Origin of the sequence: Erythrobacter sp. JK5, from assembly GCF_018205975.1 — a bacterium.
Taxonomy (GTDB): Bacteria; Pseudomonadota; Alphaproteobacteria; order Sphingomonadales; family Sphingomonadaceae; genus Erythrobacter.
Map to the genome: position 1 here is coordinate 167,835 of NZ_CP073577.1, position 13,387 is coordinate 181,221.

Annotated in this window: 8 protein-coding genes; 7 read left to right on the forward strand and 1 reads right to left on the reverse strand. The window is 65.7% G+C overall.

Going from position 1 to position 13,387, the window contains the following annotated elements; genetic code table 11:
• Positions 1–2 precede the first annotated feature (2 nt).
• From KDC96_RS00715 to KDC96_RS00725, 3 genes are read left to right on the forward strand one after another with little or no spacing between them, the layout of a single operon-like run.
• Positions 3–2,147, forward strand: a complete 2,145-nt coding sequence (locus KDC96_RS00715; protein ID WP_212449849.1) for an ATP-binding cassette domain-containing protein — start codon at positions 3–5, stop codon at positions 2,145–2,147.
• Complete coding sequence (locus KDC96_RS00720; protein WP_212449852.1) at positions 2,144–3,151, forward strand: cell wall hydrolase; 1,008 nt, start codon at positions 2,144–2,146, stop codon at positions 3,149–3,151. The genes KDC96_RS00715 and KDC96_RS00720 overlap by 4 nt, the downstream gene beginning before the upstream one ends.
• A 13-nt stretch (positions 3,152–3,164) precedes the next feature.
• Positions 3,165–4,412 carry an HlyD family type I secretion periplasmic adaptor subunit gene (locus KDC96_RS00725; protein ID WP_371815510.1) on the forward strand — a complete coding sequence of 416 codons (1,248 nt, stop codon included), beginning with the start codon at positions 3,165–3,167 and terminating at the stop codon, positions 4,410–4,412.
• Between the two features lie 27 nt (positions 4,413–4,439).
• Here the strand turns inward: KDC96_RS00725 and KDC96_RS00730 are convergent, their stop codons facing one another.
• The gene (locus KDC96_RS00730) at positions 4,440–5,372 is read right to left on the reverse strand and encodes a transglutaminase-like cysteine peptidase (protein ID WP_249171857.1); all 933 of its coding nucleotides are present in this window, start codon (positions 5,370–5,372) and stop codon (positions 4,440–4,442) included.
• 355 nt (positions 5,373–5,727) lie between these two features.
• Between KDC96_RS00730 and KDC96_RS00735 the strand changes: the two genes are divergently transcribed.
• The 4 genes from KDC96_RS00735 (at position 5,728) to KDC96_RS00750 (ending at position 13,376) form a co-directional block, all read left to right on the forward strand.
• Positions 5,728–9,342 (forward strand): hydantoinase B/oxoprolinase family protein, encoded by a 3,615-nt coding sequence (locus tag KDC96_RS00735; RefSeq protein ID WP_212449856.1) that lies wholly within the window; start codon positions 5,728–5,730, stop codon positions 9,340–9,342.
• Positions 9,339–10,562 (forward strand): Nramp family divalent metal transporter, encoded by a 1,224-nt coding sequence (locus tag KDC96_RS00740; protein ID WP_249171858.1) that lies wholly within the window; start codon positions 9,339–9,341, stop codon positions 10,560–10,562. The genes KDC96_RS00735 and KDC96_RS00740 overlap by 4 nt, the downstream gene beginning before the upstream one ends.
• A 78-nt stretch (positions 10,563–10,640) precedes the next feature.
• Positions 10,641–11,120 (forward strand): (2Fe-2S)-binding protein, encoded by a 480-nt coding sequence (locus KDC96_RS00745; protein WP_212449858.1) that lies wholly within the window; start codon positions 10,641–10,643, stop codon positions 11,118–11,120.
• A gap of 3 nt (positions 11,121–11,123) precedes the next feature.
• Positions 11,124–13,376, forward strand: coding sequence for a molybdopterin cofactor-binding domain-containing protein (locus KDC96_RS00750; protein ID WP_212449861.1), 2,253 nt, complete (start codon positions 11,124–11,126; stop codon positions 13,374–13,376).
• The last annotated feature ends 11 nt before the right edge of the window (positions 13,377–13,387 follow it).

Here is a 13,387-nt window from a genome sequence, read left to right on the forward strand (position 1 = left end):
GAGTGTCGCGATTGGACGAACGGCTGGAGGGTATCGAGATCGATAGCCTTTCGCGGTGCGTGGCAGAGATTGCCGCGCGCTATGCCACGGTCGTAGCCCCTTCGGCATTCGCCCAGCTGCCCCGCAACGCCGATGGCCGTCTGCCATGGCATCAGGCCGAATCCGCGCTCGAACTGGCGGGGGTCAATTTCGATGCGGTGACGCGAAGTCGCCTGCCCACGGGCACCGGCGTCTACCCCGCTCTGGTCGAGCTGCTCGACGGGCGGTTCGTCCTGGCGATCGAAGCGCGCGACGGCGATCTGCTCGTCTGGAAACCCGATATCGAAGGCGAGGTATGGGTCCCGCGAGCGGAGATCGCTGACCAGTTCGCCGGGCGGCTCTATTCGGTGTTCGCCAATCCCGACATTCAGCGCGAGGGCGAAGCGCCGTGGCACGCCAAGGCGCGCGGCCACTGGTTCTGGGGCGAGCTGCGCAAGGAGCGCCGGTCGTTCTGGCCGGTGATACTCGCTTCGCTGCTGATCAATGTGCTGGCGGTCGCGCTGCCGCTGTTCACCATGAACGTCTACGACCGGGTCATTCCCAACCGCGCGACCGAGACCCTGTGGGTCCTCGGCGCAGGCGTGGCGCTGGTGTTCGCGCTCGAATTTGCGCTGCGTCGCGGGCGCACGGCAGTGCTCGACCAGATCACCAAGCGACTCGACCTCAAGCTGTCGCAGAAGATCTTCGGACGGCTGCTGGCGACGCCCCTGCAGGAGCGGCAAGGCCACACCGGTTCGCTCGCGGCCCGGGTTTCCGAATATGCGATCGTGCGCGACTTCTTCGCCTCGACCACGGTCGTGCTGATGATCGACGTGCTGTTCCTGTTCGTGTTCGTCGGGGTCATCGCGATCATCGGCGGATGGCTGGCGCTGATCCCGCTCACGATCATCACCGCGATGCTGATCGCCGGCTATATCCTGCAACGCAAGGTGACCGCTGCCGCGCAGGACGCGCAGGCGGATTACGGGCTGCAGCAGACGCTGCTGGTGGAATCACTAGCCGGCATGGAAACGCTCAAGAGCATGGGCGGGGAGGGCGGCGCACTGGGCCGCTGGTATCGCCTCGCCGAAGCCGGAGCGCATTCGCAGGAGCGGCTGCGCAACATCAACTCGGTCGCGGTCGGTCTCGCCCAGACGTTCCAGCAGGTCTCGACCGTGTCGCTGATCATCGGCGGCTACTTCCTGTTCGCGGCTGGCCAGATCTCGATGGGGGCGATCATCGCCATCGTCATGCTCGCCTCCCGCTCGCTCGCACCGGCGGGTCAGATCGCCTACGTGCTGACTCGCGGGCGGCAGGCCAATGAAATGCTCGCCAGTATCGAACGCCTGTTCGAGGCCAGCGACGAGCGCCAGCGCGGCGGGTCGCTCGCCCCGGCGACGGTCAGCCGTCCGCTGATCACGTTGAAGGATGTGCGCTTTTCCTATCCCGAAAGCGGACAGCCCGCGCTCGACGGGCTCAATTTCGAATTCAAGCCGGGCGAACGCGTTGCGATCGTCGGACGGGTGGCTTCGGGCAAATCGACGCTCGGGCGGATCCTGTGCGGATTGTATCAGCCGAGCGAAGGGACGATGCTGGTCAACGGGCTCGATGCAGGCCAGTACCGCCCGGAGCAGCTGCGCGATGCGCTGCGCTTCGTCGGGCAGGATGCCGACCTGTTTTCGGGCTCGATCCGCGACAACCTTTCGCTCGGTCGGCGCGATGCGACCGACGAACGCATGCTCGCCGCGCTGCGTCAGACCGGTGCCGACCAGTTTCTGGCGCGCGACAATGGCGGGTTCGAACGGCCGGTGGGCGAGGGCGGCAGGCGGCTGTCGGGCGGCCAACGCTCGTTCCTCGCGTTGACCCGCGCGCTGGTTACCCCGTGCGAGCTGCTGTATCTCGACGAACCGACCGGGGCGATGGACAGCCAGACCGAAAAGCTGTTCGCCGACCGGCTCGCCGGAGCGCTCTCTGAGCATCAGACGCTGGTGATCGCCACGCACCGCCCGGCGCTGTTCGCGCTGTGCGAGCGGCTGATCGTGCTGAGCAATGGCAAGGTCGCCGCCGACGGCCCGATCAAGCAGGTGCTCGAAAGCGCCGGAGCACAGTTCGAAGGATTGGCGCGATGAGCCGGATCAAGGAACTGTTCGCCCGCTCGCTGGTGCTGGTGCCGATTTTCGCAGTCGTGGCGTCGCCCTCGCTGCCCGCGATCGACGCATCCTACGCCGCCGAACTCGGCGCAACCCTGCCCGATCTGCAGCGCGAGATCGCCGAAATGTCGACCGGCGAAGACCAGCAACTGATGCTTGCCGGCACCGATGCGCAATCGCGCAACGCGCTGATTCCGATGATTGGCGGCAGCCATGCGGGACTGTCCGCCTACAGCCCGTTCGCCGCCGGATCGGACAGCTATTCGACCGCGCTCACCTGCATGACGCAGGCGATCTATTACGAGGCGGCGAACGAACCCGAGACCGGCAAGCGCGCCGTCGCGCAGGTGGTGATGAACCGCATGCGTCACCCGGCCTATCCCAATTCTGTCTGCGGTGTGGTCTATCAGGGCGTCAACGCGCGGGTATGCCAGTTCAGTTTCACCTGCGACGGGGCGCTGCTGCGCAAGCCGTTGCAGCGGCAATGGAGCCAATCGCTGGCGGTGGCGAAGGACGCACTGGCAGGCAGGCAGCTGCCCGAAGTCGGCACGGCGACGCACTACCACGCCGATTACGTGGTGCCGAAATGGGCGTTTACGCTGGAAAAACTGAAGGTTATCGGAACGCACATATTCTACCGCTTTCCGGGGCGCGCCGGCCGAAGCGCGGCGTTTCAGGCGCGCTGGTCGCAATCGGAACGCATCCCGCAGATCAACTGGGCGCGCTTCGATGCGGATGAGGAAATGGTCGAGGAGCTGGCCGTCATCGAGGAGGACGCGTTCGTCCCTGGCCTCACCGTCACCGCCGATCCCAAGGACCGGCATGCACCGACCGACGTGGGTGGAAGGATCGACACGACCAAGGAATGGCGGCTGAGCATTCCCGATCCGGTGGGCCAGAAAGGCAGTTACGCCGCGACGGTCAGCCGCCAGGGAGACCTCGCGGCACCGGGCACCGGGTCCGCAACGGAGAGCGGATCATGAACGTGCTGGGTTGGTGGGAGGCGATGGATGCCCCCGCAAGCTGATCGTCTCATCGGCAGTCGGCATGGCGCTGCTGCTCACCTGGTCGGCCATTGCCGAGGTCGACAGCATCACCCGCGGCACGGGCAAGGTGATCCCGACCAGCAAGGCCCAGCTGGTGCAGCCGGCCGAACCGGCGGTGATCGAGGAGATCCTCGTGCGCGGCGGTCAGACGGTCAAAAAAGGGCAGTTGCTGGTCAGGCTCGACGATGCGCAGTCCGCATCGGAACTGGGCCAGCTCCAGACCGAGAACCAGCGGCTGGCGGTTCGGGCGCAGCGGCTCCAGCAGGAAGCGTCGGGCGGGTCGCTCGGCTGCGAGCCTGGTTCGGTGTGCGCGGATGAACAGCGACTGCAGCAGGCGCGGGTTTCGGCTGCGCGGGCGCGCGAACGCTCGCTCGCGGCAGTGATCGATCAGCGCCGCCGCGATCAGCGCGAGGCCGAAGCCACGATCGCTTCCCTGACCGACAGCGAGAGGCTGGCGCGCGAACAGGTAAGGATGCTCGAACCGATGGCAGCGCAGGGTATCGTCCCGCGCACCGAATTGCTGACCGCCCAGCGCGAACTGGTCGACGTCCAGGGACGGCTCTCGGCCGCGCGGCAGGCTTCAGGCCGGGCCGCAGCAGCGATCCGTCAGGCACAGGCCGATCTCAATTCCGCGCGGCTCGATTTCCGCCAGCAGGCGCTCAACGAGCGCAGCGAGGTATCCACGCGCATCGCAGTCAACGAGGAGACCATTCGCGGAGCCGAGGCGCGCCAGCAGCGCAACGAATTGCGCGCGCCTGCCGACGGCATCGTCAACGATGTCCAGATCACCACCGAAGGCGGCTTCGTGAATGCCGGCGAAAAGATCATGCAGATCGTTCCGATCGGTGAGAAACTGCTGGTCGAAGCCCGCGTCGCGCCGAGCGACATCGCCTTCATCAAGGTCGGAGATCGCGCCAACGTGAAGGTCACGGCCTACGATTTCTCGATCTATGGCGGGCTCAACGGGATCGTGCAGCAGGTCTCGGCCGACAGCGTGTTCGACGAGGTCGAGCGCGAAGCCTACTACACCGTCCTGATCGAAACGAACGACGCCTTCATTACACGCGGCGGCCAGTCGTTCCCGATCGTGCCCGGCATGATCTGCGACGTCGAAATCCTCACCGGACGGCGGACGATCCTGAGTTACCTGATGAAACCGGTGGCCAAGGCGTTCGACCGGGCGCTGACCGAGCGATAGGCCCGGCGACGCGCGCAATCGCCCGGTTCAATAGCCGTGCAGCCAGGCGGCTTCAGCGTTGAAGCTCAGCACCGGATTGTAATCGTGCGACAATCGTCCGTCGAGCAGCTTATCGGTGGTATTGTCGAGCACGACGTAGCGATCGTCGAGCTTGACCACCAGCAGGGCATGATCCGCCCGGCGGACCGTGTCGCGCGCGATCGTGAGGTACATGTCGCGGCGGGGAACACCGGCGGCGGCCAGCAGCTGCATCTTCGCCAGCGCAATGTCCTCGCAATCGCCCTTGCCCAGCAACAGCGTCAGCCGCGCCCCGGCCCAGTAGTCGGCCCGGCCGTAAAGCTCGCGGTCCTCGACGTAGCGGATCTTGCGATTGACCCAGCGATTGACGCTGGACACCAGTTCCGTCGTCGCTTTGCCCTCGGCGCTGGCGCGCAGGGCAGGCCGGGCCGAGATCCGTTCGGATCGCACCCGGCGCCAGTCGCGGTCGAAATTCGTCCTGCCGATCCGTACGCGCTTGGAAGCGAGGAAATCGTCGTTCGAGAGGCGGTCGAGCGGGGATGCTGCGGCGCTCACGGCGAGTTCCCCGAACGGGCGCGCGCAGTCGCGCGGGCCCGAAGCTGCAGGTTGCAGCGGTTCGACCGCCAGGCTCGGCGAAGCGATCACGGCGATCTCGTTTGACTGGGATTGTTGCATGCGCATCCGGTCGAGCGCGCTCATCTCGCCGCCGAGAATGGCGGCTCCCTTCGAAAGAGAAGGGCCGGCGATGGCCGGTTGCGACAGCACAATGCCTTGCGATGGCGCGGTCGGGCATGTCATCTGCGATGTGGCGGCCGCAATCACGCTTTCGCTGAGCGACAGCGGCACGCGCGCGCTCGCGCTGGCCGACCCGAACGCCGTCAATACGGCGATGGTGCCAAGCGCGGTCCGCGCCGCATTTCCGAGATGACCCGACAGGTGCATATACGTGGATTTGCACAGGCCGACGAAAGGTTCGGTTTGCAGATGCGGTTAATTCGCCAATAACCACGATCGGGTTTTCAGGCCTCGGAAGTCCCGGATCGAAGACTCGGATCGGTATCGCCCTGATGGCTCAGGATCTGGCCCGAGCCGAAGCTGCACGGTTGCATTTCCGCAGCCAACGCGGCGACGGATTCGGGCGAGCAACCCAGCAGTGCGGCAAGTGCCGAGGCGCGTTCGGAGACGTCGATTCGTCCAGCATGCTTCGCGCGTCGCGATAGCCAAGCCGCATCGTGAGGCCGATCCGGTCTCTGCGCGAGGGTTTGCCAAACGCAACTGGCTGTTTCATCACGACACCATGGCAAATTCCCGCAGCGTGGCCGAGACCGGCCCCTGGCAGTTCTGGATCGATCGCGGCGGGACCTTCACCGATATCGTGGCGCGCACGCCGGATGGTGCATTGGTGACGCGCAAGTACCTGTCCGAGAATCCGGAACACTACGACGACGCCGCACTCCACGGAATGCGCGAGCTGACCGGCGAGAATGAGCTTACATTCGAAACGATTCGTTCGATCCGAATGGGCACGACGGTCGCAACCAATGCGCTGCTGGGACGCAAGGGCGAGCCGGTGCTGCTCGCGATCACCCGAGGATTGGGCGACGTGCTGGAAATCGGGACGCAGGCCCGGCCCGATACGTTCGCGCTCGATATCCGCAAGCCGGCGCCGCTCTATGCCGATGTGATCGAGATCGCCGAACGGGTGAGGGCCGACGGCACGGTCGAGACCCCGCTCGACCTCGATCAGGCCAGAAGGGTGTTGGACGCGGCCTACGCCAGGGGCCTGCGCGCGGTCGCGATCGTGCTGATGCACGGTTATCGTTACCCGGAGCACGAACGCGCGCTGGCCGGGCTGGCGCGGGAAATAGGTTTCACCCAGGTCTCGACCAGCCACGAGGTCAGCCCGCTGACCAAGATCGTTCCGCGCGGCGAAACCAGCGTGGTCGACGCCTATTTGACCCCGATCCTGCGCGATTATGTCGACCGGATTGCCGAGGCTTTCGAAGATGCGCGCGCTCCCGGACAATTGCTGTTCATGCAGAGCTCCGGCGGGCTCACCGATGCGGCCAGGTTTCGCGGGCGCGACGCGATCCTGTCCGGACCGGCGGGCGGGATTGTCGGCTGCGTCGAGACGGCACGGCGGGCCGGGTTCGACAAGGTCATCGGCTTCGACATGGGCGGCACCTCGACCGATGTCTCGCATTACGCCGGGACGCTCGAGAAGGTCTACGAAACCGAAGTCGCGGGCGCGAAGATGCGCGTCCCGATGCTGCACATCCACACCGTCGCAGCAGGCGGCGGATCGATCCTGAAATACGAGGACGGACGGCTTCGCGTCGGGCCGGAAAGCGCCGGGGCCGATCCGGGGCCGGCCTGCTACCGGCGCGGCGGGCCGCTGGCGGTGACCGATATTAACGCCTGCCTCGGCAAGCTCGATCCGGAGCATTTCCCAAAGATATTCGGGCCGGACCAGTCGCAGCCGCTTGACGCGGAGGCCTCGCGAGCAGGCTTTGCCACGATTGCGGACGAGCTGGGCGACGGTCGCTCGCCGGAGGAAATCGCCGAGGGATTCCTCGCCATCGCCAACGAGCATATGGCGCAGGCGATCAAGCAGATCTCGACCGCGCGCGGGCACGACGTGAAGGACTACGTGCTCAACTGCTTTGGCGGGGCAGGGGGTCAGCATGCATGTCTCGTGGCCGAGCGGCTGGGGATCGGGCGTATCATGATCCACCCGTTTGCGGGGGTGCTCTCGGCCTACGGCATGGGCTTGGCGAAGACCGAGGTGGAGCGGCAGCGCGTGATCGGGGAGCCGCTGTCGCCGGACTTGCTGGAAGACGTCAGCGGTGCGGTCGCTGAACTGGAAGCCGAGACAGGTCGGGAACTCGCCGAGCAGGGCGTCGCATTCGACCAGGTCTCGCACAGGGCGAGCGCGCTGATGCGATATGCGCGGACCGAAACGGCCATCAGGGTCCCGATTTCCGACGCCGACACAATGGAGGTGGGGTTCGATCGATTGCATCGCCAGCAATTCGGCTTTGCCGCGCCGGAAAAGGTCCTGCTGCTCGACACGCTCATCGTCGAAAGCGAGGCGGGTGGAAGCGAAAACACGCCTCGACCTGATTCCACCATCAGCGACCACGAGCCGCAGGCGCAATCGGTCACTCGGTTTTATTCGAAAGGCGGGTGGCACGACGCACCGCTGTTCGATCGCGATTCGCTCCAAACCGGACACGCAATCGGAGGACCGGCGATCGTTATAGAGACGACCGGCACCGTCGTGATCGAGCCGGGCTGGGAGGCAAGGGTCGATGGCGAAGGCTGCCTGATCCTGTCGAACCGCGACGCATCAGCAGCCAGCCAGCAGCGCGGCACCGCTTTCGATCCGGTCACGCTGGAAATCTTCGCGAACCTGTTCATGTCGATCGCCGAGCAGATGGGGATCGTGCTGCGCAACACCGCGCAATCGGTGAATGTGAAGGAACGCCTCGATTTCTCCTGCGCGATCTTCGATGCGGGCGGCAATCTCGTCGCCAACGCTCCGCACGTGCCGGTCCATCTCGGTTCAATGGATGCGAGCGTGAAGACCATCATCGCAGGCGGCGCGGCGATCGAACCGGGCGACGCCTTCGTGCACAACAACCCGCACAAGGGCGGATCGCACCTGCCCGATGTCACGGTCGTTTCCCCGGTGTTCAACGAGGCCGACAGCGAAGTGCTGTTCTATGTCGCCAGTCGCGCACATCACGAGGATATCGGCGGGATCAGCCCCGGCTCGATGTCTCCGCTGGGCCGCACCATCGGCGACGAAGGTATCCTGCTCGACAATGTGAAGCTGGTCGAAGGCGGCGCGTTCCAGACCGCTCGGATCGAGCGCATCCTCGGCGACAGCCCGCATCCGGCGCGCAATATCGCGCAGAATATCGCCGACCTGATGGCGCAGGTCGCAGCCAACGCTGCGGGCGCGGGCGAGTTGCGCAAGCTGGTGGCGCAATACGGCCTCGCCGTGGTTCAGGCCTATATGGGCCACATCCAGGACACCGCCGAGGCTGCCGTGCGCAGGGTCATCGGCGAAATCGAGCGGGGCCAGTTCGCGCTCCAGCTCGATTCAGGCGCCGCAATCAAGGTGGCAATTGCGCCTGACCGCGAAACCGGCACGGCTACCATCGACTTCACCGGCACCAGCCCGCAGCAGGACAGCGCCTTCAACGCGCCGCCTGCGGTAACCCGCGCGGCAGTGCTCTACGTCTTCCGCTGCCTGATCGACGACGACATTCCCTTGAACGCCGGGTGCATGAAGCCGCTGAAAACCGTCGTGCCCGAAGGATCGATGCTCAATCCTGCCCCTGACGCAGCCGTGGTTGCGGGCAATGTCGAGACCAGCCAGGCGATCACCGATGCGCTGTTCGCAGCATTGGGTCGGCTCGGGACAAGCCAGGGGACGATGAACAATCTCACTTTCGGCAATGCCACGCGGCAATATTACGAAACCATCTGTTCCGGTGCACCCGCCGGGCCGGGCTTCCATGGCGCAGCGGCGGTGCACACGCATATGACCAACACCCGCATGACCGACCCGGAAGTGCTCGAAAACCGCTATCCGGTCGTGCTCGACTCGTTCCGGATCGATCGCGGATCGGGCGGTAAGGGCGAATGGAACGCGGGCGACGGGGTGACTCGCGCAATCCGGTTTCTCGAGCCGATGGAATGTTCGATCCTGTCCGAGCACCGCTCGGTTCCGCCACCGGGGATCGCGGGCGGGGCGGACGGACGATTGGGACGCAACTGGATCGAACGGGAGGACGGATCGATGGTGCATCTTGGTGGCTGCGATCAGGCCGACGTCGAAGCGGGTGACCGGATCGTGATCCGCACGCCGACCGGCGGCGGCTTCGGAGCATCGAAAGCATGAGCATCGCCCAGCGGCTTCGCAATGTCGGCCCCGGGGCGATGGTCACCGCGGCGTTCATCGGTCCCGGCACCGTCACCGCCTGCACGCTGGCGGGCGCGCATTTCGGCTATGCGCTGCTGTGGGCGCTGCTGTTCGCGACCGTGGCGACGATGGTGTTGCAGGAGATGTCCGCGCGGCTGGGCGTGGTCGCGCAAAAGGGGCTGGGCGAGGCGCTCGCCGAATTGCTCAGGAGTTCGCCCTGGCGCTGGCCGCTGATCGCGCTGGTGATCGTCGCGCTCTATATCGGCAACGCCGCCTATGAGGGCGGAAACCTGTCAGGCGCGGCTCTGGGGATCGCAGCAATCGCAGGGGAGGGCGACGCGGCGTTCCGGCTCAGCGTCGCCGCGATTGCTGCCCTGTCGGCCCTGCTGCTGTGGACCGGCAGCTACCGCCAGATCGAAGCGGCGTTGATCGCGCTGGTGGCTTTCATGACGCTCGCTTTCGTTGCCACCTTTGCGGTCGTGCGACCGGAGCTGGGTGCGCTGCTGGCCGGACTGGTTGTGCCGAGAATACCCGAAGGCGCATTGCTCACGGTGATCGCGCTGATCGGCACCACGGTCGTTCCCTACAATTTGTTTCTCCACGCCAGCGCGGCAAAGGCGAAGTGGTCGCGCCCCGAAGACCTTCCCGCGGTGCGGATCGACACGATGGTCACGGTCGGGATCGGCGGATTGATCGGCATCCTGATCGTTTCGACCGCCGCCGCCAGCCTGTTCGCCTTCGCAGTCGCGGTCGAGAGTGCGGCCGATATGGCGACGCAGTTCGAACCGCTGTTCGGTCCGCATGCCAAGTACCTGATGGGCGCGGGACTCTTCGCCGCCGGGCTGACCAGCTCGATCACCGCGCCGCTCGCGACTGGCTATGCCGTAAGCGAGATATTCGAAGTCGTGCCAGAACGCAGGCAGCGCACTTTGCGGATGGTTGCGCTCAGCGTGATCGCCATCGGCGCAGGGCTGGCGCTCACCGGCATTCGCCCGGTCACGATCATCCTCTCCGCACAGTTCGCCAACGGGTTACTGCTGCCGGTGGTCGCCGCGTTCCTGCTGTTCGCCATGAACCAGACGCAGATACTCGGCCAGTTCATCAACAGCCGGACAGCCAACGCGCTGGGGGGCGCGGTGGTGCTGGTCGCGGCGGGCCTTGGCCTGCGCCTGATCCTGAGCGCTGCCGGTTGGCTTTAAATCTCGCCCTTCCCTTGCGTCACGCTTGCAGATAGGTTGCGCCAAGCAACCGAGCGCCGCAATCCGGAGAATACCCCAATGGCGAGTTTCACCTTGAACGGGCAGGCGACCACTGCCGATGTCGATCCGGCGATGCCGATCCTGTGGGTGGTGCGCGAGAAACTGGGGCTGAACGGCACCAAATTCGGCTGCGGCATCGCGCAATGCGGGGCCTGCACCGTGCATCTCGATGGCCAGCCGGTGCGCAGCTGCTCGACGCCGATCGCAGAAGCCGAGGGACGCGCCATCACCACTATCGAGGGGATCGGCGGTCCTGAGGGAGAGCTCACCGCCGTCCAGCAAGCCTGGGTCAGCGAACAGGTGCCGCAATGCGGATATTGCCAGTCCGGCCAGATCATGAGCGCGACCGCCTTGCTGCGCGACAATCCAAGCCCGACCGACGCGCAGATCGATGCCGCGATGGCGGGCAATATCTGCCGCTGCGGGACCTACACCCGGATCCGCCGCGCGATCAAAGTCGCGGCCGGCCAGATCGAACCGCGCCAAGAGGAGGCCTGAGCCATGAACGACCTGTCTCCCGAGAAGAAAGAACGCAGCAAGCTCGCCAAGTGGAGTCGGCGCGGGTTTATCGGCGCGGGCGTGCTCGCTGGCGGCGGGCTGCTGATCGGTATCGGCGTGCGCCCCGGCAACCCGATCGACGGGCTGGCGGGCAAGGTCGCCCCCGGCGCAGGCGAACAGCTGGTCAACAGCTGGGTCAAGATCGATACCGACAACATCGTCACCGCCATCGTCCCGCATTGCGAGATGGGACAGGGGGCGCATTCGGTGCTGGCGCAGATGCTCGCCGACGAGCTCGATGCGGCGTGGGACAAGGTTCGCGTGATGCAGGCCCCTGCCGATGGCAGCTATGTCGTGACCGATACCGCACGCATGTTCGTCGCCCCCTTCACCATGAACGCGGCGGACTGGATCGAGCCGACCTGGAACGGATTGTTCACCCAGGTTGCGCGGCTTGCCGATGCGATGATTACCGGCGGCTCGTCCTCGATCCGCACCACCGGGCAACACCAGATGCGCATCGCCGGAGCAGCAGCGCGCAAGATGCTGATCGGGGCCGCGGCCGATGCGTGGGATGTGCCCGCGAGCGAGATTACGACGCGCGACAGCACGCTGTTGCACAAGGCGTCGGGCAAGTCCGCGCCCTATGCCGAATTCGCCAGCGCCGCCGCCGAGCAGCCGATGGACCAGACGCCGGTGCTCAAGAAGCGTTCCGAATACCGGCTGATGGGCAAGAGCAAGGCCCGGACCGACATTCCCGACAAGATCACCGGCCAGGCCGAATTCGGCATCGATGCGGTGCCCGAGGGACTCGGCCTGTCCTACGCCGCGACGATCCGTCCGCCGGTGCCGGGGACCAGCGTCGTCAGCATGGACGCGGCGCGCGCCAAGGAGATGCCGGGCGTCCTGCAAATCCTCAACATGGGCAATTTCGTCGCCGTGGTAGCCGACAGCTACTGGCAGGCGCAGCAGGCGGTGAACACGATCGAGATCGGCTGGAGCGCGTCCGAAAGCCCGGTCAAGACGATGGACGACCAGTTCGCGGTGTTCGCCAAGGCATTGGATGAGGCCGGAGAAACGGGAGGCAAGGAAGCCGCTGCCAAGGGCGATGCCCACGGCGCGCTGGCCAGCGCCGCGACAATCATCGAAGCGGAGTACAAGGCGCCCTATCTTGCACACGCGCCGATGGAGCCGCTGAACTGCACCGCGCACTACAGGGACGGCAAGTGCGACATCTGGACCAGCACCCAGGTCCCGCTGATGGCGCGCAGCGAAGTCGCCAAGACGATCGGACTTTCGACCGACGATATCACCATCCATCACCCCTATCTGGGCGGGGCCTTCGGGCGGCGGCTCGGATCGGAATATGTCGCGATGGCGGCGCGGATCGCCAAGGCGACCGGCTATCCGGTCAAGATGATCTGGAGCCGCGAGGAGGACACGCAAAAGGCGTTGTATCGCTGCGCCGACACCAACCGGCTGCGGGCCGGTCTGGATGATGCGGGCAATCTCGTCGCCTACGACAGCGTTTTCACCCAGCGGCACGACCCGGCGGAGGCCTGCGTCCCGGCGATGTACGCGATCCCCAACACGTCGGTGCGGGTGGCCGAGGCCGAACTGCACCTGCCGTTCCAGGCATGGCGCTCGGTCGATCACTCGCAGCAGGGCTGGTTTATCGAGAGCTTTATCGACGAGGCGGCACACGCGGCGGGCAAGGATCCGCTCGAATACCGCCTGGCGATGCTGCAGGAATCTCCGCGCCAGCGCGCGGTGCTGGAGAAAGTGGCGGAGATCAGCGAATGGCGCACGCCTTCGGGTGAGGGCAGGGCCAAGGGCGTGGCGATCGTCGAAAGCTTCGGCACCATCGTCGCCGAAGTGATCGAGGTCGATATGACCTCCGGCAAGCCGAAGATGACCAACATCTGGGCGGTGTGTGACGCGGGCTACGTGATGAACCCCGACGGCTTCCGCAACCAGATCGAGGGCGGTATCGTGTTCGGACTGACCGCCGCGATGTATGGCGAGCTGGAACTGGAAGGCGGGGCGATCAAGCAGAGCAACTTCCACGATTACAAAATGCTGCGGATCAACGAAGTGCCTGAAATCACGGTCGAACTGATCAACAGCGGTGACGTGCCCGTGGGCGGCGCGGGCGAACCGGGTCTGCCGCCTGCGGCTCCGGCGCTCACCAACGCGATCTTCGCGGCCAGCGGCACGCGCATTCGCGAACTGCCGATTGCGAAGCAGTTCGCCTGATCCGGATCGAG